General features: G+C 60.4%; 20 protein-coding genes. 9 read left to right on the top strand and 11 right to left on the bottom strand.

Annotation, left to right across the window (positions count from 1 at the left end):
* Positions 1-8: 8 nt before the first annotated feature.
* Complete coding sequence (locus LC334_RS05540; RefSeq protein WP_085799271.1) at positions 9-1,085, bottom strand: hypothetical protein; 1,077 nt, start codon at positions 1,083-1,085, stop codon at positions 9-11.
* Between the two features lie 133 nt (positions 1,086-1,218).
* Between LC334_RS05540 and LC334_RS05535 the strand changes: the two genes are divergently transcribed.
* The 6 genes from LC334_RS05535 to LC334_RS05510 all read left to right on the top strand — a co-directional run bounded on the left by LC334_RS05535 (position 1,219) and on the right by LC334_RS05510 (position 8,260).
* The gene (locus LC334_RS05535) at positions 1,219-2,484 is read left to right on the top strand and encodes an FAD-dependent oxidoreductase (protein ID WP_085799270.1); all 1,266 of its coding nucleotides are present in this window, start codon (positions 1,219-1,221) and stop codon (positions 2,482-2,484) included.
* Positions 2,485-2,497: 13 nt separating this feature from the next.
* Entirely contained in the window at positions 2,498-2,770 is a 273-nt protein-coding gene (locus LC334_RS05530) for a sarcosine oxidase subunit delta (protein WP_085799269.1), read from the top strand.
* On the top strand, positions 2,767-5,646 hold the full coding sequence (locus LC334_RS05525; protein WP_085799268.1) for a 2Fe-2S iron-sulfur cluster-binding protein: 2,880 nt from the start codon (positions 2,767-2,769) through the stop codon (positions 5,644-5,646). The genes LC334_RS05530 and LC334_RS05525 overlap by 4 nt, the downstream gene beginning before the upstream one ends.
* On the top strand, positions 5,639-6,190 hold the full coding sequence (locus LC334_RS05520) for a hypothetical protein (RefSeq protein ID WP_085799267.1): 552 nt from the start codon (positions 5,639-5,641) through the stop codon (positions 6,188-6,190). Before LC334_RS05525 ends, LC334_RS05520 begins: the two co-directional genes overlap by 8 nt.
* A gap of 1 nt (position 6,191) precedes the next feature.
* Positions 6,192-7,235 (top strand): aromatic ring-hydroxylating dioxygenase subunit alpha, encoded by a 1,044-nt coding sequence (locus tag LC334_RS05515; RefSeq protein WP_085799266.1) that lies wholly within the window; start codon positions 6,192-6,194, stop codon positions 7,233-7,235.
* 62 nt (positions 7,236-7,297) lie between these two features.
* The gene (locus LC334_RS05510; protein ID WP_085799265.1) at positions 7,298-8,260 is read left to right on the top strand and encodes an agmatinase; all 963 of its coding nucleotides are present in this window, start codon (positions 7,298-7,300) and stop codon (positions 8,258-8,260) included.
* A 100-nt stretch (positions 8,261-8,360) separates the two neighbouring features.
* On the opposite strand, the gene LC334_RS05505 is transcribed toward LC334_RS05510, so the two are convergent.
* The 10 genes from LC334_RS05505 to LC334_RS05460 form a co-directional block, all read right to left on the bottom strand.
* Positions 8,361-9,530, bottom strand: coding sequence for an aromatic ring-hydroxylating oxygenase subunit alpha (locus tag LC334_RS05505; RefSeq protein WP_085799264.1), 1,170 nt, complete (start codon positions 9,528-9,530; stop codon positions 8,361-8,363).
* 67 nt (positions 9,531-9,597) lie between these two features.
* A complete protein-coding gene (locus LC334_RS05500; RefSeq protein WP_085799263.1) occupies positions 9,598-10,614 on the bottom strand; it encodes a succinylglutamate desuccinylase/aspartoacylase family protein in 1,017 nt (338 codons plus the stop codon).
* Entirely contained in the window at positions 10,608-12,095 is a 1,488-nt protein-coding gene (locus LC334_RS05495; RefSeq protein ID WP_085799262.1) for an aromatic amino acid lyase, read from the bottom strand. The genes LC334_RS05500 and LC334_RS05495 overlap by 7 nt, the downstream gene beginning before the upstream one ends.
* Positions 12,095-13,603, bottom strand: a complete 1,509-nt coding sequence (locus LC334_RS05490; protein WP_085799261.1) for a trimethylamine methyltransferase family protein — start codon at positions 13,601-13,603, stop codon at positions 12,095-12,097. The genes LC334_RS05495 and LC334_RS05490 overlap by 1 nt, the downstream gene beginning before the upstream one ends.
* Before the next feature lie 110 nt (positions 13,604-13,713).
* Positions 13,714-14,463: an aspartate/glutamate racemase family protein gene (locus tag LC334_RS05485; protein WP_176237633.1), complete on the bottom strand. Its 750-nt coding sequence runs from the start codon at positions 14,461-14,463 to the stop codon at positions 13,714-13,716.
* 16 nt (positions 14,464-14,479) lie between these two features.
* Complete coding sequence (locus LC334_RS05480) at positions 14,480-16,888, bottom strand: FAD-dependent oxidoreductase (RefSeq protein WP_085799259.1); 2,409 nt, start codon at positions 16,886-16,888, stop codon at positions 14,480-14,482.
* Between the two features lie 49 nt (positions 16,889-16,937).
* Positions 16,938-18,590: an ABC transporter ATP-binding protein gene (locus LC334_RS05475; RefSeq protein ID WP_176237632.1), complete on the bottom strand. Its 1,653-nt coding sequence runs from the start codon at positions 18,588-18,590 to the stop codon at positions 16,938-16,940.
* Between the two features lies 1 nt (position 18,591).
* Positions 18,592-19,455, bottom strand: a complete 864-nt coding sequence (locus tag LC334_RS05470; protein ID WP_085799257.1) for an ABC transporter permease — start codon at positions 19,453-19,455, stop codon at positions 18,592-18,594.
* Positions 19,452-20,405 (bottom strand): ABC transporter permease, encoded by a 954-nt coding sequence (locus LC334_RS05465; protein WP_085799256.1) that lies wholly within the window; start codon positions 20,403-20,405, stop codon positions 19,452-19,454. Before LC334_RS05465 ends, LC334_RS05470 begins: the two co-directional genes overlap by 4 nt.
* 115 nt (positions 20,406-20,520) lie before the next feature.
* On the bottom strand, positions 20,521-21,183 hold the full coding sequence (locus LC334_RS05460) for a GntR family transcriptional regulator (protein ID WP_176237631.1): 663 nt from the start codon (positions 21,181-21,183) through the stop codon (positions 20,521-20,523).
* 220 nt (positions 21,184-21,403) lie between these two features.
* On the opposite strand from LC334_RS05460, the gene LC334_RS05455 reads away from it, so the two are divergent.
* The 3 genes from LC334_RS05455 to LC334_RS05445 all read left to right on the top strand — a co-directional run bounded on the left by LC334_RS05455 (position 21,404) and on the right by LC334_RS05445 (position 25,142).
* Positions 21,404-23,002: an ABC transporter substrate-binding protein gene (locus tag LC334_RS05455; RefSeq protein WP_085799254.1), complete on the top strand. Its 1,599-nt coding sequence runs from the start codon at positions 21,404-21,406 to the stop codon at positions 23,000-23,002.
* Between the two features lie 69 nt (positions 23,003-23,071).
* Positions 23,072-24,484, top strand: a complete 1,413-nt coding sequence (locus tag LC334_RS05450; RefSeq protein WP_085799253.1) for a trimethylamine methyltransferase family protein — start codon at positions 23,072-23,074, stop codon at positions 24,482-24,484.
* A gap of 1 nt (position 24,485) precedes the next feature.
* The gene (locus LC334_RS05445) at positions 24,486-25,142 is read left to right on the top strand and encodes a glutathione S-transferase family protein (RefSeq protein ID WP_176237630.1); all 657 of its coding nucleotides are present in this window, start codon (positions 24,486-24,488) and stop codon (positions 25,140-25,142) included.
* The last annotated feature ends 45 nt before the right edge of the window (positions 25,143-25,187 follow it).

The raw sequence follows: 25,187 nt of genomic DNA, 5'->3' as shown, positions 1-25,187 counted from the left end.
ATCCCCCCTCAAATTCCGATACTGTGCCGCACCGAGGAGTTCAGCAACGCGCGCTGCGGCGCGTCCATCATCGCCTGAATCTCTGGCCTGTCCAGAAAGACGAACCTGCCCTTGTCCCATACGGTCTGATCATCAAACGAGATGGTCATGTCCATCAGGTGAAGCGCTGCATCGCCCGGATCGAGCCCGGCCACATGCATATGCGTATAGCGGGGTGATCCGTAGGCCACCGTGCCCCAGCGTTCGAGATCGGTATAGGGATCATCTCTGAAATAGGTGTTCGGATTGATGCCCGTGTGCCAGGAATTGATGCGATAGGGATCGCCGCCTGTCAGTGCCGCGGCGCGTTCCAACTGCGCCTTCAGCCGGGCTACCAGATCGGGCGGCCCGTCAAAGCCCACCATGCGGGAATTTTCAACCTCTACAAGAACGGGATGGTCGATCACCAGGGTACTGTCCTCATAGGCGCGGGTAGAAGAGGAAGTGACAAAATGCCGGATCACCAGGGTTCCGTTCATGTTGTGACAGATGACCGGCGGAAAGATCATTACTGGAAAAAGCTCCAGCGCGAAATCAGCCACGGCCCCTTCACGATCCGAGGCAATATCACTGGTCAAATCCGTGCCGCACGCCCCCGTCAAGCGGTAGGTTTGCGCCTTCAGGATCAACGCCAGCAGCGCATCATGCACCTGCTTCATCACGCCGAAATCGGCTGACGCAAAGGGCGCAGCCAAATAGTCCAGATCGAGCGTATAGGTCATCACGACCTTGGCACTGTCGCCCGGCAGACTGAACCGGACCTGATCCCCCAATCGCGAGAAAAAGATCGTTCGATCGGCGCGGAGCATCGCGTCGTGGACCACGGAAGGAAACTGCGACGCATCTGCGACCGGCGCGGCCATGACCACTTCAGGCACCATGTCATGACGTCTTGCAATGCTGGCGACAGCATCACAGATCGCTGGGTTGAAATAGGGGTTATCTCCCTTTTCGCCCACAAGCAGGACACGATCCCCGGGCTGCGCTCTGGCGCAGTTCAGCAACAGATTTCGGACACCTGGTTCGATTTCATCCAGTGCTGCCATTGTGGTTCTTTCCCCTCGCAAATCTTGCCGGTCATCCCAGCTATGACTCGACTGTGATCACAGATCAATGCAAATTCTCATCCTTGCCAAGATAGCCCTCACCCGCTAACTGTGATCACAGATGGTAAAGTGAATGGATCCGAAATTGGGCTATTCCGGTTTTTCTCTGCTCAAGCACGCCGTCACCGGCAACAGGCGCTGGCCCGATTTTCTGGCCGAGCCCGAGATGCGCGCTTCCTATGACATTGTCATCATCGGTGGCGGCGGGCACGGTCTGGCAACGGCACATTATCTGGCCGCCAATCATGGCGTCACCAATGTGGCCGTGGTCGAGGGGGGTTGGATCGGCGGTGGCAATACCGCCCGCAACACCACGATCGTGCGGTCGGATTATCTACTGAACGCCAGCTTTCAGCTGAAACATTTTGCCCTGAAACTCTGGTCGGATCTGACGCAGGACCTGAATTTCAACGTGATGTACGAACCTCGCGGCTATGTCGATCTGGCGCATTCCGATGGCGAACTGGAGCATTTCACCCTGCGCGCCAATGCCATGCGGATGCGTGGGGCGGAGGCCTCGATCCTGACAGGTCAAGAAGTGCAGCACCGGGTTCCCGAGCTTGACCTGTCCGGCAGGAAACGGTTTCCCGTCGCGGGCGCGCTGGTGCAGGAAGCGGGCGGCGTTGTCCGCCACGATGCCGTGGCCTGGGGATTTGCCCGCAGCGCGGCGGCGTCGGGCATCCATGTCTTTCAGAACTGCCCGGCCACAGGCATCGACGTGAAATCGGGACGGATCGTCGCCGTGAACACGCCAAAGGGCCGGATCGCCTGCAAACAGGCGCTGATCTCGGTCGCCGGGTCCAGCAGCGCGGTGGCGCAGATGGCGGGGATCGACCTACCGCTAAGCACGATCAACGTGCAGGCACTGGTGACCGAACCGGTCAAGCCCGCGCTGGATGCGGTGGTCAATTACAACGCCGGTCTCAGCTATGTCAGCCAGACCTCGAAGGGCGAGTTCGTGCTGGGCGGCGCGACGGACGGCTACGCCTCCTACGCGCGGCGCGGCAGCTTTGAGCGGATCGAGGACGTGCTGGCCCGCGCGGTGCAGATGTTTCCGTTCCTGTCGCGCCTGCGCCTGATGCGGCATTGGTCCGGCTCGGCGGACATCCCGATGGACGGCAATGCCATGTTGGGGCGCACGCAGGTCGATGGCCTGATGATCAATGCGGGCTGGGGCTATGCCGGGTTCAAGGCGACGCCCGCCGTGGGTTGGTGCATGGCGGAATTGCTGGCCACCGGCAAGATCCCCGATCTGGTCGCGCCTTTCACGCTGGAGCGGTTCGCGCAGGGCGCGGAACACGATGATGCGGGCATCGGCCCCTATCCGTGGCTGCAATGACGGGGGTGGCGCGATGATCCTGATCCCTTGCCCCCATTGCGGCCCTCGCGATGAAGCTGAATTCACCTATGGCGGCCCGCGGCGCCACTTTTCGGCGCTGAACGGCCAGACCACCCCGGATGACTGGCAGGCGGCGCTCTATCATCCCGCGAACCCGCGCGGCCCGCTGGCCGAACTTTGGTATCACGCCAGCGGCTGCGAGCGCTGGATCGAGGTGACGCGCCACACGGCGACCCACGACATCAGCCAGAGCGGCCCGCCATCCCGCCCGGAAGAGGGCACATGACCCGCCTTCCCCAAGGCGGTCTGATCGACCGCGCAACCCGGTTGCGCTTCACCTTCGATGGTCAGCCCATGACCGGCCATCCCGGCGATACGCTGGCATCGGCGCTGCTGGCAAACGGCCAGCAGCTGGTGGCGCGTTCGCTCAAATATCACCGCCCGCGCGGCATCCTGTCTGCCGGGCTGGAAGAACCCTGCGCGCTGGTCACCCTCACGGATCAGACCGGCAGCACACCCAATCTGAAAGCCACCGAAATCATGCTGCGGGACGGGCTGGCGATCACCAGCCAGAACAACTGGCCCCGCCTGTCGCGCGATGCCGGCGCGGTCTTGCAACTGGGCGGAAACATCCTTGCTGCCGGGTTTTACTACAAGACCTTCAAATGGCCCCGCCACGGCTGGAGCAAGCGCTATTCAGGTCTCATTCGCCGCCTTGCCGGGCATGGCAAGATCGACCCTGAGGCCCCGCAAGCGCAGTACGACAAACGCAACCGGCATTGCGATATTCTGGTCATCGGCAGCGGTGCCGCGGGGCTGACAGCCGCGCTGACCGCCGCCCATGCCGGTGCCACGACGATCCTGATCGAGCAGGATCACCTGCCCGGCGGCAGCCTTCTTTTCAGCGGCAGCAAGCTTGACGCAGAGCGCGCGCCCGACTGGGCGGCAGATGCGGTCGGGGCCCTGGCCGAGCTGTCGAATGTCACCGTCATGCCGCGCACACTTGCCTTCGGGCAATATGATCACGGGCAGATACTGGCGGTCGAGACAATGCCGCCCGGCAGCAACAGCCACGCCATCCTGTGGAAGATCCGCGCGCGGCGCATCTTGCTGGCCGCAGGTGCCACCGAGCGCCCGATTGTTTTTCCCGGCAATGATCGCCCCAGCGTCATGCTGGCCGGGGCCGTTCGCAGCTATATCCGGCGTTTCGCCGTGGCGCCGGGCAGGCGCGCAGCCGTCGCGGTGGTCGATCCCGACGAGCGCGAGGATACGCTTGCCGCGCTGCGCGAGGCGGGCATCGGCGTCGCTGCGGTGCTCCCACGCGGCGCGACGATCACCGGTACATCCGGGCGGCTGCGTCTCAGGTCATTGCGCTGGCGCGACGAAAACGGCAGGCGGCACCGCGCCACCTGCGACCTGCTTTGTGTCTCGGGCGGCTGGTCGCCCAATGCGCATCTCTTTGCGCAGATGGGCGGGGGCCTGAGTTACGACGAAACGACGCGCAACCTGCTGCCGCCCGATGCGGCGGGCCCGTTGCGTCCCATCGGCGGTACGCGGGGTATTCTGGACACATATGACTGCATTGCCGATGGCAAGGCCGCGGCGCATCAGGCGCTGGCCGAACTCGAAATGCACAAGCATCTGAACCTGCCGCGTCCCGCGCCGAAGCCCGCTCCGGAACAGAGGTTTCACAGCGGTCGCGGCAAGGCGTTTGTCGATCTTCAGAATGACGTAACCCGCGCGGATATCGCCTTGGCGCAGCGCGAGGGATACCGGGATATCGAACTGGTCAAGCGCTACACCACCCTTGGCATGGGAACCGATCAGGGCAAGACAAGCTGGACCAACGGTGTGCTTGAAATCGCGGCACTAGCGGGCCGCGACCCAGCTGAAATCGGCCATACCACCTATCGCCCGCCCTATTCGCCGGTCACCATTGGCGCACTGGTCGGGGTCGAGACGGGAGGCGACATGATCCCGACCCGGCGCACGCCGTTTCACCGCGGGTTCGAGCGTATGGGATGCGTGTTCCTGACCTCCGGGGGCTGGCTCTATGCGCGCTATTTCCCGCGCGAAGACGAGGCGATGCAGGCCGCGATCAACCGGGAGTGCAACGCCGTAAGGACCGGCGTCGGCTGCGTGGATATGTCGACGCTGGGTAAGGTCGAGGTGCGGGGCAGCGATGCGCTGGAATTCCTCTCGCGCCTTTACTGCAACAACATCGGGACCATCACACCGGGCCGCGTGCGCTATGCGCTGATGCTGCGCGAGGATGGGTACGTCTTTGACGATGGCACAATCGCTCAGCTTGGCGACGATCATTTTCTCGTCACGGCGACCACGGCGAATGCCGCCTCGGTCTGGCGGCACATGACGAAATCAGCGCAGGTCGATTGGCCCGATCTCGACGTGACATTGACTGACGTTAGCGATCACTGGGCCTCGCTTGCCATCGCCGGGCCGCATGCCCGCGATCTGCTCTTGGCGCTTGATCCCGATTTTGACGGGTCGCGCGCGGCTTTCCCCTTCGCGCGTGTGCGCGAGGGACATCTGGGGGGGAACCTGCCGGTGCGGGTCTTCTCGGTCAGTTTTTCCGGCGAGGTGAGTTTCGAGATCAACACCCCCGCCGGTTTCGCCGATAATCTCCTGACCCGCGTGAGGGCGCAGGGCGCCGCATGGGGCATCACGCCTTACGGGCTGGAAACACTGGATGTGCTTCGGATCGAGAAAGGCCATCTGTCGGTCGGCACCGAGATTGATGGCCGCAGAACCGCGCGCGATCTGGGGCTGGGCGCAATGGTGTCTGACCGCAAGGATTTTATCGGTCGCGCCCTGCTGCAGCGTCCGGCCCTGCAAGCTTCGGGCCGCGAGGAACTGGTGGGCCTGACACCCGAGGGCGGCACGAGCCCCATCCCGCACGGCGCCGTGATGAGTGAAGAGCCTTTGGACGACGACGGCAGGGCGACAGGCTGCGGGCATCTGACCGCGGCCGTTCACAGTCCGACATTGGGCCATCCGATTGCGCTGGGGTTTCTGGCGGATGGACGGGCGCGGATGGGCGACACGCTCTGGGCGCATTCGCCGGTCGCGGGGCAATCAGTCCGGGTCCGTGTGGGGCCGGTCTGCGCCTATGATCCGCAAGGGGAACGTCTGCATGGCTGAAGCTCTCACTCCGGATCACGCCACCGATGCCCAGGGTTTCCTGCCCGGCCCGCTGGGCCTGCGGCTGGATGAAGAATTCCTGCCGGTTGTCGCTCTACATGCGCGGCCCGACATGCTGGACAGCACGGTGCCCTTCGGGCAGGTGAAATCGCTGCCGGATACGATCCTGCTGCGGCTCTGGCCGGACCGGATCTGGGCCTGCGGTGCGCCGCCTGAGGGTGCGCTTCGCCTCGCCGATATCTCGCACGGATATGTTCACCTGCGGCTGCGCGGGGTCGAGGCGCTGCACTTCCTCGACCTCTACACGCGCGCGGATCTCTTTGCCGCGCCGGTGCGCGCCGCCAGAACCCTCCGCACACGTCTCAACCACTATGACCTCCTGCTATGGTGGGCGAATACGCGCGACGTTCATCTGCTGGTGGCGCGGTCGCTGGCTCAATCGTTCTGCGATCATCTGGGCGCGCTTGCGCAGCGCCACGATCCCGCTGATCCTTCCCTAACCCCGCGCCCGGTGGCCCCGGACGCCCCTGAAAGAAGAGGCTGATATGTATCTCCGCAACACATGGTATGTCGCTGCATGGGACAGCGAAATCACCCGCGAACCGCGTCAGATCAAGGTTCTGGGCGAAAAGATCGTCACCTTCCGAACCGAGGCCGGTGATCCGGTCGCGCTGATGGATGCCTGCCCGCATCGCAAGCTGCCCCTGTCCAAGGGCCGGATCAAGGGCGACAATATCGAATGCGGCTATCACGGGCTGACCTTCGACTGCGCCGGTAGCTGCGTGCGCGTGCCCGGTCAGGATCGGATCCCGCCCTCGGCCAACGTGCATTCCTACCCGGTGATCAGCCGCTATGGCCTCGTCTGGATCTGGATGGGCGATCCGGCACTGGCCGACCCCGACACCATCTTCGAGGTCGAACATTTCGACGATCCCGACTGGGGTATGAACCGCGGCGACGCGATGCCGTTTCCCTGCAACTACCTCCTGATCACCGACAACCTGCTCGACCCCAGCCACGTCGCCTGGGTGCATCAAAGCTCCTTCGGCAGCGCCGCCTGCGAAGAGGAACCGCTGACCGTCACCGGCACCGAAAGCGGCGTGATCGTCTCGCGCTGGATGTACGACACCGAGGTTGCGCCCTTCTACCAGAAGCTGGTGCCGTTTGAGGGCAATTGCGACCGCGAACAGCATTACGAGGTGCGCTATCCCTCGCTCGCCTATATCAAGGCGATCTTCACCCCCGCGGGCACCGGCGGCGATGCATCAAACCTGCCCGAGGGGCAGTATTTCCAGATGGACAGCTACAATTTCATGACGCCCGTCGATGAAAAGACAACCCGCTACTACTGGTTCCAGATGCGCAATGTGCGTCCCGGCGACGACGAGATTGCCAAATATATGAGCGATTCAGTGCTGATAGCCTTCAACGAAGATCGCGATATCCTGATCGAAGTGCAAAAAGGAATGGACGAAAAAATCACCCGCAACATCGACATCGCCATCGACGCGGGTCCACTATTGTATCGCAGGCGACTGCAAAAACTCATCGACGCCGAAGCAAAACAAGAGGATCCCGAAAATGCTTAAACAAAGATTGGCCCTCATTTGTTGAGGCTGACCAACCAGTTTCTTCCGGGAAGAGAGGCCTGATGCCTAACATTACAGAGAAGCCCAAGCAAAACCTCCACAGTTTTCTTGAATGTAATGTGGAGCTGGACCTGACCAGTCTGGATGCAGATGTCGCGATTTTGGGGATCCCTCATGCTGACCCCTATTCGATGGAACAGATCAATAATGATCAGGCAAATGCCCCGACTGCCGTCAGACAGGCAAGTATCCTTGCCAGCGATGGCCCCTCGCAATGGGATTTCGACCTCGGAGGCACGATCTTCGATAACAAACCGGTTCGGATGGTCGACTGCGGCGATGTGATCGGCAATCCAAGAGATATCGCAGGCAATTCGATACGTGCGGAGGACGCGGTGAGGTTGATCCGGCGCTCAGGGGCGCTGCCGATAATCATCGGTGGGGACCACGGTGTGCCTGTCCCGGTCTTGCGCGCTTACAGCGACGAAGGGCCGATTTATGTTGTCCAGATTGATGCGCATCTTGACTGGCTTGATCAGTTAAACGGTGTCACCGAAGGGTTTTCCAGCCCGATGCGCCGAGCTTCCGAAATGCCGCATGTTTCCGGCATGCATCAAATTGGGTTGCGCAATCAGGGCAGCGCTACGGCAGCCGAGGTTGAGGCAGCCATTGCCTATGGTTCTAATCTGGTGACTGCGGAATACCTGCATGACGAAGGCATCGAGAAGGTGCTTTCGCAAATTCCGGATGGTAGAAATTACTATATCACCTTTGACGCCGACGGTCTGGACCCGTCGATCATGCCCGCTGTTGCCGGACCTGCGCCCGGGGGCGTGACCTATCTGCAAGCCTGTAAACTTATACGAGGGCTGGTCGCGAAGGGAAACGTGGTCGGCATGGATATTGTCGAACTCACCCCAAGCCGGGATCTGAATGAAATCTCTTCCATTACGGCATCGCGTTTAATCATCAACTTGGTCGGCTGGGCCACCCGTAGCGGATATTTCGACAAGAAGGACAAATGAAATATTGCCGCTCACCGAAAAGCGTGACGACCGATTGCCGCTTACCAAATTGAAAGCAGACGAGTATCGCGTGCCAGTTGAATAGGCTCCGGACCGAATGTTACTCGACCAATTCGCGATCGGCCCCGACCATGCGCCCCATGTAGTTCAGGAAATCCCAGATGGTACCCTCAAGATCGTCCGGCGCCAGAGGACCGCTGTGGTAGTAACGGGTGTTCTGCGCTTTCTGCAGGGTTTCCAGCTTTTCCTTATCCTCCACGTTGAACGATTTGCAAAGGTCGATATAGGCGACAACTTCAGGGTCCTGCGGATCGGATTTCAGCCCGCAAATCCCCCAGCGGATTGCAACCTTGTCTGCACCGGCGGGCCGCAGACATAAGTAGAGTGTGTAGTTCGCGGCAACCGCCACCACGAAACTGGGGAAGACGTTGAACAGGACCGAATTGCGCTGCTCATCTTCGGTCAGGTCTTCGTGGAAGGGCCCCCGAGGGGGATATTCAGGATCATAGTAGGACCGATAGGCGGTCCAACGGTCCTCACCGGGCACCTTGCGGCACAGTTGCGTGGGGGTCATCGGCTGCAACGTCTTCGGATGGGTGGAAAAGAGGTGATATCCCTCCATGAAGTTCTCGGTCAGGTTCTTCCAATTGGTGTTCCAGACGGCCTCATCGGTGAAAAGCAGGTTGCGTAATTCGTGGTGATAATTGTGCAGAATGCCCTGTAATCCGTCGAGTTGGTCGGCCAGCGGGTCGGCCATACCATCGAGATTGACGAAAATGAAATTGTTCCAAATCTCGGTGTTCAGCTGCGGCAGGCTGCATTTCTTCTGATCGAACGCCTTGGCCTTTTTCATCAGCGGCGCGGTTTTCAGGCGTCCGTCCGTGTCGTATGTCCAGGCATGATACTGGCAGACAAAGCTGCGGCGATTGCCGTTTGGCGCGGTTTCGACAAGATTTCCGCGGTGCCGGCAGACATTGGACAGGACATAAATTTCGCCATCCTGACCACGCGAGACAAGCAGCTGTTCCCCGACCAGTTCCGTCGTAAAAAAATCGCCCGGCTCAGGGACTTCACCAACATGACCCAGGCAGATCCACTCACGTCGGAATATCTGCTCTTTCTCGAGCTCAAGGAAGTCATCCGACGTGTAAAAGCCCGGCGGCATGGTGCGCGCTTCGTCGCGGCTCACGGATTTCAACTCGGTCAGTTCCCGACGTAGCGCATCGACATTGCTGGCATAGGTGGTGGACATGTAGAAACCTCGAGGCATTCTATCTGTGATCACAGTTTTGATACACCGTTGCGCCTATTTGTCCAAGAAGAAAAATGCGCTGTACTTACAAATCCAATACTTTGCCGGTGGGTATCTCGGGCGCGATCAGGCATAGGTGATCGCCAGGTGTGACAAGGGGATTGCGCCGGCACACGGCGATGATGCCGGAACGGTCGGAATAGAGCTCATTCAGAACAGAGCCAAAGTTGTGCAGATCGTAGATGGTGGCCAGATGCGTGCCCTTGGTAACCGCATCTCCAAGACGCACATGTATCTGGGCCAGCCCATGATGTCGCGCCGTCGCATGCACGCTGCGATCGCCGATATCAATGAAACGTGTTGCCGGTGCACCCTTTTCACCCTCGATCAGACCGAGATATGCCAGCACCCGCAATGTCGCCTGCAAACCGATCTCGAAAGAGTGTTTGGAAAACCGCCCTAGACCACCCAGCTCGCATGCCAGAAACCGGGTCTGCTGCTGATGCGCAGCCGTGTCGAAATCCCCGCCTGCCCCGTCGATCGGGCAGATCATGGCAAACGGCGCGCCGAATACCTTTGCCAGTTCCAGATTGGCCCGGTTCAGCGCCGCATCGGGTCCGATGCACAGAAATCCGCAATCGACATACTGGGTGGCCGACCCGCCCGAGTGGAAATCAAGAATGACATCAGCCCGAGGAATCAGATGTGCATCGACAAATCCGGCAATCGCCTGAGTGGGGCCCGCGTCGGCCGAGCCCGGAAAGCTGCGGTTCATATTGCCCTGATCCAACGGGGAAACACGTGCCCGATCCAGTACTGCGGGTGTATTCAACGCGGGCAGCAGGATCAGGCGACCCGTCAGATTTTCAGGTTCCAACATCTGCATCAGCCGATGCAGGATGACCTGGCCCTCGTATTCGTCGCCGTGATTACCCGCCGCCAGCAGCACCGTCGGGCCTGGCGCGCCGCAGATCACCCCCACCGGCACGCAGACCGCACTGAAGGCATGCCGATTGTCCGAATGTTCCAGCTCGATTGCGCCGCTTCGCTTGCCGGGGCTGTCGAAATCGAACGCGGATCGTACAGCGCCAAAAGTCAGCATGGATCACCTGTCTCTGTCACCAATGTTTTAACGGCATCAAGAACCGGGCAGAAATCGAAGATATATTGCCCTTCGCGCCCCATGGGCAACAACGGGCCCACCTGATCGTAGACGTTCCGCACGCCGGCACCAAGGCTTTCCCTTGGAAGGCCGCGCAGTTTGATGGCCCAGAGGGCGATCACGATCTCGCTGGCCACGATCAACCAGCCGATGTCCAAAACCTCTTCCGTCCGCTGAACCGACAATGGCGCCATGCCCGAGACGTCGATTACGCCATCAACAATCGCGTATGGGCATTCAAGAAGGACGGGCGCGGAAAGGCTGCGCAGCTCGGCCATCCGCGCCGCGGTCAGATGGGGGATGACCATGTTCTGAACGCCACTTTCCGCCCGTTCCGGATCGGCAAAGGCAGCTGGCAAACCCGACAGGGCAGGGTTCTGCACTCTCGTCGCGCGCTCAAAACTGGTCGAGGCCGCCATGGCCAATGACTGCCTCAGCATGTCCATCGTGCAGGTCAGCGGTGTGCTGTCCATGTTAATGCCAGTCACGATCTCGCCCAGTTCAAAGGAAACAACAGGGTTGTCACAGACACAATTCAGATCACCCTGAAATGCCCGACTCGCCGCGTCATGTGCCATATTTACGGCCCCGTGGACCCGCATCGCAAAGCGAAAGCTGAGCGGGTCGTGCAATTCCCGCCAATTCTCCGGCGCCCAAAGCTGTGATCCTGCAAGGGCCCTCCGGATCGCCTCGAACGAGCGTTCCTGATGCTCGTTGCTGCAACACGCGGCCATTTCCGGACGCAGATAGGACAGGTTTCCCCGATGCGCCTCAAGCGATACGGCGGTGGCCAGATCATGGGCCCGAAGAAGATGTGCTGCTTGGTTTAAAACAATCGCGCCGTGGGCGATGGCAAAGCTGTTATTGTTGATCAGTGACACCGCTTCCTTGGCCGCAAGCCGGAACGAACCCACCCCTTGATGATCCTGCGGCGACTCCAGAAAAGCCCGGGCCAGTTGCGCCAGTGGCCCAAGATCGGACCCGCCGACAGAGATATTGCGCCTGATTTCCGGCATCTGCCCGGTTCGGAAGAACCCCAGCATGTGGTGCACCAATTCCGGCCGAATGCCCAGTCTTCCGGTCGCGGCATTGTTCAGCAAGACGACAAGGGCGGCCCGGACAACCTCTTCTTCAAAGGACGGGCCCGGCAAATTGGTCGATTCCGAGACGATTACCGCAGCGTTGAACGCCTCGATTTCCTCGGCCTGCAATCGCCGGTCCTTTTGGGAGCCGACGCCGGTGTTGATACCATAGAAGGCTTTGCCACCCTGCATCGCCGCATCAACAATATCACGGCCTTTCCTTACCCGATCCCATGCGCTCTTTGTCAGATCGAGGTCACCGTCGTTCAACGCGATCTTTGCAAGCGCGTCGAGTGTCAGGTTTTCGCCATCGAGCAGGAGCATGCCCGCGCCATTCATCACCCACAGATCTCCTCTTTTCGCCGGGCGACATAGGCCCCGAGCTCTTCTTCGATAGCCGGATCAATTGGTGGCTTTTCGTAGTCACGCAGCAATTGCTTCCAGATTATGTTTGCGCGTTGGGTTGCGGTCCTGGCACCATCCTCCTGCCAGGTTTCAAAATTGCGCCAGTCCGACAGAATCGGGCTGTAGAACGCCGTCTCATACCGGGCGAGCGTGTGTGCCGTGCCAAAGAAATGGCCACCCGGACCGGCCTCGGCCATAGCGTCCAGCCCAAGCGCATCCTCACTCAGGTCGATAGGGTCAAGAAACGCTGCCTGCATCTGCAAAAGCTCGGCATCAAGGATCAGTTTTTCGAACGAACAGGTCAGCCCACCTTCAAGCCATCCGCCCGCATGCATCATCACATTGATATGGCCCTGAACGCAGGCATTGATCGACATGTCGGATTCGTAGGTGGCCTGTGCATCCACGCAGGCCGCCGCCGTGGTGTTGGACGATCTGATCGGAATACCGTAACGCCGTGCCATCTGGCCCGAGATAATGACCGACTGCGCATATTCGGGCGTGCCAAAGGCCGGTGAGCCGGTTTTCATGTCCACATTCGACGTGAAATGCCCGTAAAACACCGGCGCCCCGCGGCTTGCCGCCTGGCCCAATACGATACCGGCCAATGCCTCGGCGTTCTGCTGCACGAGCGAGCCGCCAACGGTGGCCGGGCTCATCGCGCCTGCAAGGGTAAAGGGGGTGATATGCACGGGCTGCCCGGCGCGGGCGAACTCGATCACCGCCTCGGCCTGCCCGTCATCGAAAAGCAGTGGAGAGTTGGTATTAACCCCGCCAAGGATGCCGGGACGCATACGCAAGCCGTCCTCATCAGTCCCAAGCGCGATCTTGGCCATTTCGATGCAATCGCGCGCGCGCTCGGCGGTGTTCATCCAGCACGGTTGCCAACCCTTGTCGCACAAGGTCGTCTGCGCCAGCATCATGTCCAGATGCCGGGTCTCGGGCGGCAGTTCCAGCGGTTCGCACCCGGCCCCGCCCTCGTGGTGGAAAATGTTGAGCGAGGCCGATAGCTTGACGAAATTCCGCATATCCTCAAGCGTGCCCGCCCGGCGGCCGCGGTCGAGGTCCGAGACGAAGGAGGGCCCGCAAACGGTGGCGAAGGTCAGGGAATTGCCGCCGACCGTCACGGATTTTTCCGGATTTCGGGCATGGATCGTGAATTCCGATGGCAGCCCGATCAACATCTCTTCGACTATGGCCGGGTCAAACCGGACACGATCGCCATCCACATCCGCACCAGCCCGTGCCAGAAGTTGGCGCGCCACTGCGCTATCGACCTTGAGACCGATGTCGCGCAGCACCCGCAGGCTGGCCTGATGAATGGTTTCGATCTGATCGGCCGAGATCAGCTCGGTCGGGCGGAGCGGGTTTCGCACTTCGCCAAAGGGTCTTTGGGCAAGACCGGTGTCACGGGGTTTGCGGGGGGTGCGGCGACGGGACATTTATTTTCTCCTGAATTGACATGGGATCGGACGGCATGTCCGTCACCCCGCCTGCCCAGGTCTCTTCACCGATCACCGCAAAAACGCTGTGCATTGGATTCCCTCCCAACTCAGATATAGCCCGTGTAACGCTTCGGCACGACGGATCGGTGCATCCACTCCACACAGGCTATGAAATCAAATACCGGCAGACCGGTCGCGTGCCGCACATCTTCGGCAAAAGGCGGCAGGCTGGTGCATTCCAACAGAACGGCCCCGACATTGGGGTCTCGCTCGCGCGCCTCGGTTATGGCATCCAGGACATCTTTTTGCAGCTCCTCCCGGTCAAAACTGATGGCTGTGCCTCCCATGCACATGGCGTTAAAGACCTTTGAATCGTCCAGCCCGGCCAGCGTGGTCCTGTGGCCCAGATCCGCACCGACGGCGGTAAAGAACTCGTTCGACAACAGCTTGGCGGCTGCAGTAACAACCAATACACTCTGGTCCGGGCGGATCATCTGCTGAATGACCGGGATCATCATCAGCGGCGATGTCATCACCGGGATGCTGACATGCTGCGCCAGAACCGGCTGGATCAGCGAGAAAAAGCCACAACACATCGCGATCGCGCGCACGCCGTCACGCTCCATCCGAACGGCCGCATCGATGCATAGCTGAACCTCGGGCGTATAGCTGCCATCTGCCCCGGTTAGCGGCGGGTACGGATTATCCTCAAGCCCCTCGATCTGGCGCAGAAGGACTGGAAACGGATAGCTGGTCGCGTTGCCCACGTCGCCGGGCGGCATGGGAAATCGCTTGTTGTCGAACATCAGGATGCCGACGCTGTAGCCCTGATAAGAATGTCCACCGGTAACGATCATGATGCCTCCTATTTCCTCAGCTTCGCATCCGGGCGCCATCGGGGTCATATAACGGCGCAGGGCAGAGTTGCGCCGGGCGCAACTGCCCCAGGATTTCCACCGCATAATCGCCCCCCTCACGATAGACATCGGGCGGCACATACCCAAGCGCGATATGCTTGCCGACCTCTGGCCCCCAGCCACCGGAGGAAACATATCCCACCGGTTCGCCGTCCAGAAACACCGCTTCATCGCCCCAGATTGCGCAGTCTCCCGCCTCCACGGTGAAGGTCGCCGGGCGTTCCTGCGCCGCGCCATAGGCCATAACGGCATCGCGTCCGACGAAATCCCCCTTGTCAGTTTTCACATGGTGCATCATCCCGCATTCATGGGCGAGATAGTCAGGGCTAAGTTCCGTGCCCCAGGCCGGAAAGCTCTTTTCCAGCCGCAGCATCATCAGGCTGCGTAGACCGGCCAGCGCCAGATCGAAGCTTTCGCCCTCACGGCGCAGCGCGTCATAAAGGGCAAGCTGACGGTCACGCGGCATATACATCTCATACCCGGTCTCACCAGTATACGAGACCCGGAAGGTCGTGACACCCGTGACCCCGGCGACACTCATGTCGGCCACGTCGAGAAACCGGAAATGCGCGCTGTCCATCTCGTGATCGGCAAGCTTGCTGATCAGGGCCTGCGCGTTTGGCCCGGCAATATGCAGACCAGCCAGCGCGTCGGACACGTTCCGCAGGCTGACCCCGTCGGTGGGCAGGTATTTCGCGAAATGCCGCATGAAAGCCAGTTGCATCGCGTAGGAGCCTATGACCAGAAACCGGTTTCCGAGGTTCGAAATCGTGAAGTCGCCCAGCATCCGGCCCTTGTCGGACAGCATCGCGCTCAGGCACATGCGGCCCGGTTTCGGCATCCGGTTGGTCATGATCCGGTTCAGCCAGTCTTCTGCCCTGGTGCCGGTCACTTCGAACTTGGCCATGTCAGAGAAATCAAAAAGCCCCACCGCGTTACGCACACGCTTACCCTCATCCGCCACCGGCTGCCACCAGTTCGGCTGGCGATAGGTCAGGCTGTCGCAAGCCTTGGTTTCCACGGGTGCGAACCACGTGGCATGTTCGCCGCCAAACCCGGTGCCAAACACCGCCCCGGCCTCGGCCTGCCGGTCATAAACCGGATTCTTGCACTGTGGGCGGGCCGCATCAAAACTCTGATAGGGAAAGATCTTCTCGGACCGGTGTTCATAGAAATACCGGGTCATTTCCTCGGTGTATTTCTTGTCCGCCCAATCGCCGAACCGCGCCACATCCCAGTTGAAGATGTCAATTTCAGGCTCGCCCCCGATGATCCATTCCGAGATCACCCGACCGATCCCCGCGCCCTGATTGAACCCCGCCATCACCCCATTAGCGCAGAAATAGTTGCGCAAGGCCGGGTGCGGACCGATCAGCGGACTCAGATCAGGCGAAAAGATCATCGGGCCATTGATCACCCGCTTCACGCCCGCTTCGGCAAGGCAGGGCATGATCTCGACCGATTTCTCGAAATTCCATTCCATGCAGGACAGATCGTCGGGCAAGAGCTCATGGCCGAAATCGGCGGGTGTACCGTCCTTGGCCCAATGCCGCATCTTGTCCTCATAGGCCCCAAGCAACAGCCCCACGCCTTCCTGCCGCGCATAGCAACCGGTCTCATTGTCGTTGATCTGCGGCAGTTCAAAGCCGAGGTTTTCGATCAGCGGGATCGATTCGGTCACCAGATAATGGTGCTCGACCGGCATCAGCGGCAGTTCCACCCCGGCCATTCGGCCAACTTCGCGGCCCCAAAGGCCCGCCGCGTTGACGACGAATTCCGCATGGATGGTGCCGCTGCCGGTCACCACGTCCCAGCTTCCGTCTGCCCGCTGCCGCGTTGCCGTCACCGGGGTGTGGCGGTGGATCGTCGCTCCCATCTGACGGGCGGCAGCGGCAAAAGCCTGCGTCGCCGAGGCCGGATCGACATGACCGCCCTCATCCTCCCAGAAAGCCCCGATCATGTGCTCGGTGTCCAGAATGGGGGCTTTTTCCTTAGCCTCATCAAGCGAGATGAAATGCCCCTCGATGCCCAGCCGTCGGCAGGCGCTCTGCATCATCGCGTTGCTATCAATCTCTTCCTGCGTCCTGCAAATGTTGATTCCACCGGTGAAATGGAACCCGCAGGGCTGGCCGCTTTCTTCCTCAAGCGTGCGGTAGATCTGAAACGTGTAGCGGTGCATTTCCGCGGCTGAATTGGGCCGGACCACGGTAAAAAGCCCGCCCGCCGCATGCCAGCTTGAGCCCGATGTCAGTTCCTGTCGTTCCAGCAATATCACATCGGTCCAGCCGTTTTTGGCCAGATGATAGAGGATTGAGCAGCCAACCACGCCGCCCCCGATTACAACAACACGGGCTGTCGCATTCATGCAGAGATACCTTCGGTTTTCGTTTCACTTCGGGCGCATGGCCCGTCTTCTAATCTCCCAAAGCCGCCACCAGCTTGCGCCGTTCGACGACTGCCTCATCCAGCCAGTCGGTGCGCATTTCCGGTACCGAGTTCAGCAGCAATTGCGTATATTCATGGCAGGGGGGCGTCAGCACCTGATCCACGGTGCCCTGCGCCACGATCCGGCCCAACCGCATCACCGCGATGCGCTCGGAAATCTTCGAGACCGTCGCAATGTCGTGGGTGATGAACATGTAGCTGAGGTTCAACTCGTCCTGCAGATCCTCCAACAGATCGAGTATTTGTTGCGCGACGATTGTATCGAGCGCCGAGGTGATCTCGTCACAGATGATCAGCCGGGGTTCTGCTGCCAGCGCCCGGGCCAGATTGACCCGCTGGCGCTGACCGCCTGACAGCTCGGGAGGGAAACGCCAGGCGAAATCTGTCGGCAGGTCGACCCGTTCAAGCAGCCGCGCGACCTCTCTGTCCGCCTCGCGGCGCGACAACCCGCGATAGAACAGCATCGGCCGGCTCAGGATCTTGTTGAGGCGCTGCCGCGGGTTCAGCGCCACATCGGCCATCTGAAAGGCGAACTGTATCTGGCGAAGGTCCTCTTTCGAACGCTGCCCGACGCTCTGCGCAAGTTGGTGGCCGTCCAGATAGATCCCACCCTTTTTGGCACCCATCAGGCCCGAAATCAGCCGCCCAAGCGTGGTCTTGCCCGACCCGCTTTCGCCAATCACGCCGACGGTTTCACCGGCATGGATCGTCAGGTCGATATCCTGCAGGGCGATGATGTCCTGATCCGGTCCATAGCCTGCTGTCGCATTCCTGACCTGTAGCAGAGGCGGGTCCTCATTGGTCACAACCGGGGGCGCGTGAATTTCATCGGGCATCAGATGCGCCGCCGCCATCAGCGCCTTGGTATAATCATGTTGCGGATCGCTGATGATCTGCTCGGTAGCGCCATATTCAACCATCTGGCCGTCTTTCAGCACCAGAATATGATCCGCCACCTGTGCCACCAGCGACAGATCGTGGGTCACGTAGATGGCGGCGGTCTTGTGGTCCTTAATCAGTTTCTTGAAGGAATAGAGAACTTCGATCTGGGTGGTCACGTCCAGCGCGGTGGTGGGCTCATCCAGGATCAGAAGGCGCGGATCGCTGATCATCGCCATCGCCGCCATCAATCGCTGCAATTGCCCGCCCGAGACCTGATGCGGATAGCGTTTGCCGATATTCTCCGGGTCCGGCAATTCCAGATCCGCATAAAGCTGTGCTGCCTTGGCCAGAGCGTCCTCGCGGCTCATCGCGCCGGTGATGATCGGGATCTCGGTGACCTGCGCGTCGATCGTCATCGCCCCGTTGAACGAGGCGGCGGCGGATTGCGCCACATAGGTGATGTCCTTGCCGCGCAACTCCTGCAGCGCTGTCAGCGATTGGTCCAGTACATTGGTGCCGCCCAGTTCTACCGAACCGCCGGTGATATGGCAGCCGGGCCTTGTATAACCCATGCAGCCCAGTGAAATCGTGGTCTTTCCCGATCCGCTTTCGCCGATCAAGGCGATCACCTCGCCCGGCTGCACATCGAACGAGATATCGTCCACGATCTTGAACTCATGACCTTTCTTGTCGCGGACCGACACGTCGAGGTTACGGACTTTCAGAAGCGGTTCAGCCATATCAGATCTCATCCGGCAGTTTGGCGCTGGAGCGTTGCAGCAACCAGTCGACGAAGACGTTCATGGAAATGGCAATGAAGGCGATGCCAAAGGCCGGATAAAGCGTGGTGTATTCGCCGTATAGGATCGCCTGCATGTTCTCCTTGACCATGACGCCGAGGTCGGATTGCGGCGGCTGCACCCCCAGTCCCAGAAAGCTGAGCGCTGAGATAAACAGGATCGCGTAGGTGAAACGAATGCCGAATTCGGCCGCCAGCGGGGTCAGGGCATTGGGCAGCACCTCATGCCAGACGATCCATCCCTTGCCCTCGCCGCGCACAATCGCAGCCTCGACATAATCCATCACCATGATGTTGACCGCCAGCGCCCGGGCCACGCGAAACACCCGCGTCAGGTCGATAAAGGCGATGGTGAAAACCAGCACCACGAAAGACGATCCCAGCGAGTTGATCACAATGAGCGCCAGCATCAGCGCCGGAAAGCTGAGCATCGCGTCGTTGATGCGGCTCATCCACATGTCAACCCGACCGCCAAAGGCCGCCGCCAGAAACCCGAGACCCACGCCGGCAAAGAACGACAGGAAAGTGATGACCAGTGCCAGAAAGAGCGTGATCCGAACGCCGTAGATGAGGCGCGAAAGCACATCCCGGCCCAGATAATCGCTGCCCAGCCACATGATCGCACTGGGTGGCTCAAAACTCTCATTGGTCAGAATCTGGCCTTCGCCATAGGGCGCGATCCACGGTGCGAAGGCCCCGACAAGGAAGACAAAAATCAGGAACAGAAGCGCCAGTGTGACGCCCGGTGTCAGATCCGAGGCAGCCTCGCGCAACTCGCCCTGCCATGTGCGCACCTGTGCGGTCATTTCTTGTACCTCACACGCGGGTTGGCCATGATCGACAGAATGTCGGCGGTCATGTTCAGGATGATGTAGACCGAGCAGAAGATCATTGCACAGGTCTGCACGATCGGGACATCCCGGTTGGTCACCGCCTCCACCATGTAGCGGCCCAGGCCGGGGAAATTGAACAGGGTTTCGATCACCACGACACCGCTGATCAGATAGGCAAGGTTCAGGGCAATCACATTGATGATCGGGCCGAAGGCATTGGGCAGCGCGTGGCGCAACAGCAGGCGCCGGCGCGGCACCCCTTTCAGGATCGCCATTTCTATCGCCGGGCTGGACAGGACATTCAGCACCGCCGAGCGCGTCATCCGCACCATATGGGCGAGGATCGTGAAGGTCAGCCCGAGAACCGGCAGAATCAGGATGCGGATCCAGTCCACAAGTTCATAGCTGGGCCGGATCGACGCGATGGCAGGAAGCCATTTCAGCTTGACCGCAAAGATCGTGACCAGCACCACCGCAACCAGAAAGTCGGGAAAAGAAATCAGCGCAAGCGAGGTCGAGGTAATGATCCGGTCAACAAGGCCACCAGGTTTTACCGCCGCCGCAAGACCCAGAACAATTGACAGCGGCACGGCAATCACCGTGGTGCACAGGGCAAGAATGATCGTGTTGCTGGCCCGCCTTCCAATCTCGGTTCCGATATCAGCGCCATTTGCCAGAGAGGTGCCAAAGTCACCGGTCACGAAGTTCCCAAGCCAGACGAAGTAGCGAACATGAAGCGGCTGATCGAGCCCCAGCCTCTCCTTGATCTGGGCGACAAGTTCCGGCGTGGCCCCCTGCCCCAAAATCGCATGTGCCACGTCGCCGGGCAGGATTTCCGTTCCGATGAAAACAAGAACCGACACAAACAGGAGCGTCCCGACGCCAAAAATCAGCCGCTTACCGAGAATCTCCAGTATGCTCATCCCAAATCCCCCTCGCGCACAGCCGTCATGGCCGGAGAATTGAGATAACTGTGATCACAGATTGAAAATATTGCAAGCGTTACTTTGTCATACGCCCGACGTAATCCGGGCTTGCTCAGCCAAGCTCGCGAAAAACCTCGACGCCCCAACGGGCGTCTTCCTCCATCAAACGGCGCGTTCCCGCCTTATCTCGCTGCTTCAGCGCTGCAATGATATTGTCGTGCTCACCCATCCATTTATCGGGCCTGACCAGATTGGTTATGCCAAAAGCCAGCCACGGACCGGTGCGCACGTAAAGCGCGTCGATCATGGATTGCAGCGCGCTGTTGCCGGTTAGTGAATAAACATGCCGGTGAAACTGATAATTCGCGAAAAGGAAGTCTGAAGCGTGGCGTTTTTCCCAGGCCGATTCCAGATCTACGTTGTGTTTGGCCAATATCTTGATATCCGCATCTGTGACCCGTTCCGCTGCAATCTCAGCAGCAGCCCCTTCAAGCACGGCGCGGACGAAAAACAAATCCGCTGCCTGTTCCGAGGTCAGATCGGGGACCCGGTAGGCTTTCTTGGCGGCGCCGATCAGCGCGTCCTCAGAGGCAAGCTGCCTCAGTGCTTCGCGAACCGGCATTGCCGACACCTGATATTCCTCGGCCAATGTGCGGATTGACAGGTTTTCCGCGGGCCTCAGATCACCCACGATGAGTTTCCGCTGCAAGTCCGCGTAGATACGCGTGCTGAGATTTCCAGGCACGGCGATATCTGATGCAAGGACTTGATTCATCGAACGGCTCTTCTCCATCATCTCTTTCGCTTTCTAGCCCGGTATGACCAAAAATACCAGATTTTGCACAGCCGCGAACGGCAACGGGGTGGTTTCAAAGAAGCTTGCTTTTATCTATATTCTGTGATCACAGTTTGCAATAACTCTAAAACAGGGGCGTCAAAGCTCCGAGACAGGGCGGTGACATTCGATCACCCCTTCCAACAGCGGAGACACGTGCATGTCTGACAAAAAGTTCAACGACTATCTCTTCCAGCAATATGTGGCCAACAAGATCTCGCGGCGCAGGTTCATGGGCACGCTTGCGGCGGCCGGTGCCTCTGCCACGGTCATCAGCGGCCTGACGGCGCAGCGCGCCCAGGCGGCGACACCCAAGACCGGCGGCCGCCTTGTGGTCGGTGTCGAGGCGGCACAGGCGCAGGACAGTCTGGACCCGACAAAGTACTTCAGCACCTCGAACATCCAGATGGGCTATGCGGTGCACGACAATCTGGTCAACCGTGACGCGGACCTGCAACCGATGCCGTGGCTTGCGACATCTTGGGAAGCCAACGACGACGCCTCTGCCTGGGTGTTCAATCTGCGCGAAGGCGTGACATTCCACGACGGATCAGATTTCGGCGCCGAGGATGTGATCTATTCGATGCAGCGCCACTACCGTGAGGGTTCCGAGGCGCCGTCGAAATCCTTCATGAGCCAGATCGCCAGCATCGACAAGCTGGGCGATCATCAGGTGCGGTTCAACCTCACCGCGCCAAATGCCGATTTCCCGATGATCCTTTCGGACACCCGCGTGCAGGTCACCAAGCGCGACCTCGAGGATTTCACCGGCACCCCGCCCGGCACCGGCCCGTTCAAGGTGGTCGAGTTTACCCCCGGCAGCAACTACCGCTTTGCCCGCAACGAAAACTACTGGGGCGACGATGGCCCCTATGCCGACGAGCTGGAATTCGTCGGCATCGCCGACAACACCCAGCGGATCAACGCGCTGATTGCTGGCGATATCAACGTCCTCCTGCAGCTTGACCAGAAAGCCACACGGCTGATCGACAACAGCGGCGCGGCCTATGTGATCGACGCGCCGTCGGGTGCCTTCCTGAACCTGGCGATGATGCTGGACCGCGAGCCGACCAATGATCCCGATTTCCGCCTTGCGGTGAAATACGCCATCGACCGCGAAGGGATACGCGACAACATCCTCAAGGGGCTCGGCTCGGTTGGCAACGATCATCCGATCGCGCCGATTGATCCCTACTATAACGGCGATATCCCGCAGCGCGAATACGACCCTGAAAAGGTACGGTTCCACATCAACAAGGCCGGGCTGGAAAACACCCCGATCGACATTTACGGCTCGGACGTAGCCGGTACCGGTTCGCTTGCCGCGGCACAGCACCTTCAGCAAAGCGCTGCCGCGGGCGGCCTGAATTTCAACGTCATCAACCCGCCGGCTGATAGTTTCTGGTCGGCGGTCTGGATCCAGAAACCGATCATCACCTCGGGCTGGGATCCGCGCCCGGTGCCCGATCTGATCTTCTCGATCGCGTTCTCCAACACCTCCGCCTGGAACGAAACGCTCTGGAACAACGAGACGTTCGAGAAACTGCTTGTCGAGGCGCGGTCGGTCACGGATTTTGCCAAACGCAAGGAGATGTACGGCGAAATGCAGCGCATGCTGCACGAGGATGGCGGCCACGCGACGCTGGGCTTCCGCAACTTCGTCGATGCCGCCCGCAACGAGGTGCAGGGCATCACGCCGCATGGTTCGGGCCCGCTGGGCTTTTACCAGATGCAGCGCACGGCCTGGCTGGACGAATAATAGACAGCGCGACAATCGGTCAGGCCAGCGGCAAATCGCTGGCCTGTATCCCGTCAGTACGAGGGTGTCATGGCGATCCGTGCAAAGAGCAGGCGGCGCAGGGCCGCGCGCCCCGCCGCCGCAAAGCCGCCCCGGCGGATGCGATTGCAGACGATTGATGCGCAGGGCGCCGAGGACATTTTCGGCGGCGTCCTGGAAATTCTCTACCGCGTCGGGATGCAGGTCGAGGATGACGAGGCGCGATCACTCCTGACTTCAGCGGGCTGCCGCGATCATGACGGACGGATTTTCTACCCCCCCGACCTGGTAAGGCGGGCGATTGAAGCCATCCCGCCGAGCATCACGTTCTTCACCCAGAGTGGCGCGCGGGCCTTCGCGACCGACGATGATACCGCCCGTTTCGGCAGCGCCGTCAACTGCGTTCAGGTGCTGGACCCGCGCAGCGGTGAATACCGCCCATGCCTTTTGTCTGATATCTCGGATCACGGTCGGTTGCAGGACCGGCTGCCCAATATAGATTTCGCCGCCGCACTTGGCTATCCCAGCGATGTAGATGCCCAGACCGAGGCGCTGGCCAGCGCCCGTGCGCTGCTGGACACCACCGGCAAACCCATCTTCTTTACCGGCCATGATGAACATGGCGTGCGCGCGATCTGGGATGACATGGCGGTACGCGTTGGCGGCATGGGCAATCTGGCCGACAGGCCCATCGGGCTGGACCTGATTGGGCCGATTTCCCCGCTCAAGCTGGGCACCGAGACCTGTCAGCGGCTTTTGATGGCGGCGCGGCTGCATCTGCCGGTGGTCTGCTATCCGGCGATCTTTCCGGGTATGGCCTGCCCGCTGACGCTGGCCGGGGCCATCACCCAGGCCACGGCAGAATCGCTGGCGGGCATCGTCATCAGTCAACTGGCCGCGCCCGGCGCGCCGGTGATGTCGGGGGCATCGGTCATGCCGATGGACATGCGCCGCGCCGACATGGCGATCGGATCGCCCGAATATACCCTGGCCGGGCTTGGCGCCGCGGATGTGTTTGACCATCTCGGCATCCCGTGCTGGGCCGGCTCTGGCTGCACGGACGCGCATGATATCGGCCCGCAGGCCCTGGCCGAGGCCAGCGCGAACCTGCACGCCACCACCATCGGTGCTACCGCGCTGACCCATAATCTGGGACTGCTGTCCAGCGGCCGCACCGGATCGACAGAGATGCTGGTGGCCTGCGATGAACTGGCGGCGATGGCTCGCAAGTTCGGTGCCGGGATCGAGGTGACCCGCGACACCATAGCCACCAGCGTTGTCGCCCGCGCGGCCAGCGATAACAGCTTTCTGACCGATCCCCACACGCTGGCTCGCTATGAGACCGAAATGTGGATCCCCGGCCTGTTCCGGCGCGAAGGTATCGAGAACTGGCAAGAAGCCGGTCAGCCAGACCTGCGCGCGCAACTCAAGGAGAAAACCCTGTCATTGCTGGAAGGAACCTGAATTGGCCCAATACACGCTCTATTGCGCCCCCAACACCTATGCCATGTGCGCCCACGCGGTGCTGGAAGAGGTCGGTGCTGATTATACGATTCACTGGGTCGAACTTTTCACCGACACGCCCGACCCCGCCTTTCTCGCTGCCAGCCCACATTGCCGCACGCCGGCACTTCTTGGGCCGGACGGCACGGTATTCGAGACCGGAGCGGTTGCGTTATACATTGCCGAACGGCATCCCGGTGCCGGGTTGGTCATCCCACCCGATGCCCCCCGGCGCGGCACGTTCCTGCAGTGGATCCATTATCTGGCGTCCACCCTCCAACCGGATGTGATCATCCAGTACCACCCGGAGTTTTATCATTCCGGGCCAGAACTTCAGGATGCGCTGAAAGACGCATCGATGCAGCGGCTTTCCCGGGTTTTTGCGACACTTGAAGCGGCCCTGTCGGAAGGTCCGTTTTTCTTTGGCGCCAACCCGACCGTGCCTGATTTCATCCTGGGCACGCAAACGTTGTGGGATGTGATCTTTCCTGGTGGCGACATTTCCCGATATCCCAACATCACACGACACCGCGAGGCTCTATGCCAACGATCGTCGGTAGTGAATATGCTGGCGCAACATCACGCCGAGACCGCACTTCGAAGCGGCTCAAATGCCTGAAATCACACTTTAAAGTGCGGATGCCTCTCAAACGCGCCCGTCAAT

It is taken from the genome of Roseovarius aestuarii, assembly GCF_019966515.1.
Taxonomy (GTDB): domain Bacteria; phylum Pseudomonadota; class Alphaproteobacteria; order Rhodobacterales; family Rhodobacteraceae; genus Roseovarius; species Roseovarius aestuarii.
This window is presented reverse-complemented; position numbering and strand designations above follow the sequence as displayed.

What these genes read in the sequence shown, in the direction of transcription:
- LC334_RS05540 (WP_085799271.1), bottom strand. Translation starts at nt 1,085, where the DNA reads ATGGCAGCACTGGATGAAATCGAACCAGGTGTCCGAAATCTGTTGCTG.
- LC334_RS05535 (WP_085799270.1), top strand. Translation starts at nt 1,219, where the DNA reads ATGGATCCGAAATTGGGCTATTCCGGTTTTTCTCTGCTCAAGCACGCC.
- LC334_RS05530 (WP_085799269.1), top strand. Translation starts at nt 2,498, where the DNA reads ATGATCCTGATCCCTTGCCCCCATTGCGGCCCTCGCGATGAAGCTGAA.
- LC334_RS05525 (WP_085799268.1), top strand. Translation starts at nt 2,767, where the DNA reads ATGACCCGCCTTCCCCAAGGCGGTCTGATCGACCGCGCAACCCGGTTG.
- LC334_RS05520 (WP_085799267.1), top strand. Translation starts at nt 5,639, where the DNA reads ATGGCTGAAGCTCTCACTCCGGATCACGCCACCGATGCCCAGGGTTTC.
- LC334_RS05515 (WP_085799266.1), top strand. Translation starts at nt 6,192, where the DNA reads ATGTATCTCCGCAACACATGGTATGTCGCTGCATGGGACAGCGAAATC.
- LC334_RS05510 (WP_085799265.1), top strand. Translation starts at nt 7,298, where the DNA reads ATGCCTAACATTACAGAGAAGCCCAAGCAAAACCTCCACAGTTTTCTT.
- LC334_RS05505 (WP_085799264.1), bottom strand. Translation starts at nt 9,530, where the DNA reads ATGCCTCGAGGTTTCTACATGTCCACCACCTATGCCAGCAATGTCGAT.
- LC334_RS05500 (WP_085799263.1), bottom strand. Translation starts at nt 10,614, where the DNA reads ATGCTGACTTTTGGCGCTGTACGATCCGCGTTCGATTTCGACAGCCCC.
- LC334_RS05495 (WP_085799262.1), bottom strand. Translation starts at nt 12,095, where the DNA reads ATGAATGGCGCGGGCATGCTCCTGCTCGATGGCGAAAACCTGACACTC.
- LC334_RS05490 (WP_085799261.1), bottom strand. Translation starts at nt 13,603, where the DNA reads ATGTCCCGTCGCCGCACCCCCCGCAAACCCCGTGACACCGGTCTTGCC.
- LC334_RS05485 (WP_176237633.1), bottom strand. Translation starts at nt 14,463, where the DNA reads ATGATCGTTACCGGTGGACATTCTTATCAGGGCTACAGCGTCGGCATC.
- LC334_RS05480 (WP_085799259.1), bottom strand. Translation starts at nt 16,888, where the DNA reads ATGAATGCGACAGCCCGTGTTGTTGTAATCGGGGGCGGCGTGGTTGGC.
- LC334_RS05475 (WP_176237632.1), bottom strand. Translation starts at nt 18,590, where the DNA reads ATGGCTGAACCGCTTCTGAAAGTCCGTAACCTCGACGTGTCGGTCCGC.
- LC334_RS05470 (WP_085799257.1), bottom strand. Translation starts at nt 19,455, where the DNA reads ATGACCGCACAGGTGCGCACATGGCAGGGCGAGTTGCGCGAGGCTGCC.
- LC334_RS05465 (WP_085799256.1), bottom strand. Translation starts at nt 20,405, where the DNA reads ATGAGCATACTGGAGATTCTCGGTAAGCGGCTGATTTTTGGCGTCGGG.
- LC334_RS05460 (WP_176237631.1), bottom strand. Translation starts at nt 21,183, where the DNA reads ATGAATCAAGTCCTTGCATCAGATATCGCCGTGCCTGGAAATCTCAGC.
- LC334_RS05455 (WP_085799254.1), top strand. Translation starts at nt 21,404, where the DNA reads ATGTCTGACAAAAAGTTCAACGACTATCTCTTCCAGCAATATGTGGCC.
- LC334_RS05450 (WP_085799253.1), top strand. Translation starts at nt 23,072, where the DNA reads ATGGCGATCCGTGCAAAGAGCAGGCGGCGCAGGGCCGCGCGCCCCGCC.